At 68.3% G+C, this 2794-nt stretch carries 1 protein-coding gene; it reads right to left on the bottom strand.

The genetic code is table 11. The annotated features are described in order from the left end of the window. The coding region (locus ACZ4WV_RS35405; RefSeq protein ID WP_465753211.1) for a non-ribosomal peptide synthetase at positions 1-2794 on the bottom strand (2794 nt) is incomplete at both ends.

Genomic DNA, 2794 nt, shown 5'->3' with positions numbered 1-2794 from the left:
CGACGGCACCATGTACTCCGGCAACACCGACTGGAGGTGGCCACGCAAGGACTCCGCCGGAATGGACGCGTCCTTCGGGACCACGTAGGCGACGATCCGCTGGTCACCCGGGCGGTCCTCCCGCACCAGCACCACGGCCTGAGCCACACCCTCAAGCGAGTTCAGCGCGGACTCGATCTCGCCCAGCTCGATACGGAAACCCCGCACCTTCACCTGGAAATCAGCCCGGCCCACGTACTCCAGCTGCCCGTCCACACCCCAACGCACCAGGTCACCCGTGCGATACATCCGCGCACCCGCCGGCCCGAACGGATCCGCCACGAAACGCTCCGCCGACAGACCCGGACGGTTCAAGTAGCCACGAGCCACACCCTCACCCGCGACATACAACTCGCCCAGCACACCAGGCGCCACCAACCCCAGCGCACCATCCAGCACATACACCCGGGTGTTACGGATCGGACGCCCGATCGCCGGCGCACCCGCACGCCCGTCCAACACCGCCGCCGACGACCAGATCGTCGTCTCCGTCGGCCCGTACACGTTCAACACCCGGCCGCCCAACGCCCGCATCTCCTGCGCCAACGCCGCCGGCAACGCCTCACCACCCACCAGCATCCGCAGCCCACGCACCGACTCCGGCACATGCGCCACCAACGCCTGCCACAACGACGGCGTCGCCTGCAACACCGTCGCACCGCTGCCGGACACCAACGCACCCAGTGCCGACGGATCCACCACCGTCTCCCGCGACGCCAAAACCACACCCGCACCCGAGACCAGCGGCAGATACAGCTCCAGCCCCGCGATGTCGAACGACACCGTCGTCACCGCGACCAGACGATCCGCACCCGACAACGGGACCAACTCACCCATCCCGGCCAGGAAATTGTCCAGACCACCACGCGTGACCACCACACCCTTGGGCCGACCCGTCGAACCCGACGTGAAGATCACATACGCCGCATCCGACCCACCCACCGAGACGGCACCCGGATCAGCATCCGACAGCCCCGACAACTCCTCCACCACACCGGACTCATCCAGCACCAGCACCGGCGACGACGAACCGGCAACCACACCGGCCGTCGACCCCACCGCCAGCACCACCACCGGAGCCGAATCCGCCAACACATACCCGATCCGCTCCGACGGATGATCCGGATCGATCGGCACATACGCCGCACCCGACTTCAACACCGCCAGCAGCGCCACCACCAGATCCACCGACCGCGGCAACACCACACCGACCAGCCCACCCGGACCCACACCACGACCCACCAGCAGACGCGCCAACCGGTTCACCCGGGCACTCAACTCCCGGTACGAAACCTCGACACCCCCACACACCACAGCCACCGCATCCGGAGCCAAAGCCACCCACGCCTCGAACAACTCCGTCACCGAACCCGGCACCACCGCCGCAGCCGTGTCATTCCACTCCACCAGAACCCGCTCACGCTCCGCAGGCTCCAACACCTCCAACTCACCCACCGGCAACCGCGGATCAGCAACCGCAGCCTCCAACAGACGAGTCAAACGCTCCACCAACCGCACCGCCGACGCCTCATCGAACAGATCCAGACTGAACTCCAGATCCCCCCGCAAACCCGCCGGCGCACCATCACCACCCCGCACCTCCACGAACCCGAACGACAAATCGAACCGGGACATGCCGATGCCGATGGGTTCCGGGGTGATCTCCAGTCCCCGGATGCCGACGGTGGAGTCCGTCACGGTCTGGACGTTCAGCGCGACCTGGAAGAGCGGGTGCCGCGACAGCGAACGGGCCGGGTTGACCACCTCGACCAGGCGCTCGAACGGCACGTCCTGGTTCGCGTAGGCGGCCAGGCCGGCCTCGCGGACGCGGCCGATCAGCTCGCGGAAGCTCGGGTTACCGGAGGTGTCGGTCCGCAGCACCAGCATGTTGACGAAGAAGCCGACCAGCTTGTCGAGCGCGTCGTCGGTACGCCCGGCGATCGTGCTGCCGATCGGGATGTCCTCGCCGGCACCCAACCGGGACAGCAACGCCGCCAGACCCGCCTGCAACACCATGAACAGGCTGGCCTCGTTCTCGCGGGCAAGCTTGATCAGGGCGCTGTGCAGCTCCGGGCCGATCTGGAAGTAGTGCATGTCGCCGCGGTTGGTCGGCACGGCGGGGCGGGGGCGGTCGGTGGGCAGCGCGAGCTCGTCCGGCAGGCCGGCCAGCGCCTGCTGCCAGTAGGCCAGTTGGCGCGAGACCGCACTCTGCGGATCGTCCTCGCTGCCCAGCACCTGCCGCTGCCAGAGCGTGTAGTCCACGTACTGCACCGGCAACGGAGCCCACGCCGGAGCCCCACCATCGACCCGAGCCGCATACGCCGCCGCCAGATCCTGCGCCAGCGGACCCATCGACCAGCCGTCACCCGCGATGTGATGCAGCACCAGCAACAGGACGTGGTCCTGCTCACCCAGGGTGAACAGGCTCCCCCGCAGCGGGGGCACCCGCTCCAGATCGAAACCCGTCCCCGCCTCCGCCGCCAACAGCCCCGCCAGCGAACCATCCGACGCCTCCACCACCCGAAGCACCGGCACCGCATCCCCCGCCGCCAGCACCTGCTGGTACGGAACGCCGTCGATCTCGGGGAAGACCGTGCGCAGGCTCTCGTGCCGTTCCACCACGTCCGCCAGAGCCGCCTGCAGCGCGACCCGGTCCAGCCCACCCGAAAGCCGCATCGCCAGCGGCATGTTGTACGTGGCACTCTGCCCGTCGAACCGATTGATGAACCACAGCCGGCGCTGGGCGAACGACAGC

This window comes from Kitasatospora sp. NPDC029312, assembly GCF_055569215.1.
The sequence above is the reverse complement of the archived record's forward strand: the minus strand, read 5'-3'. Positions and strand labels throughout refer to the sequence as shown.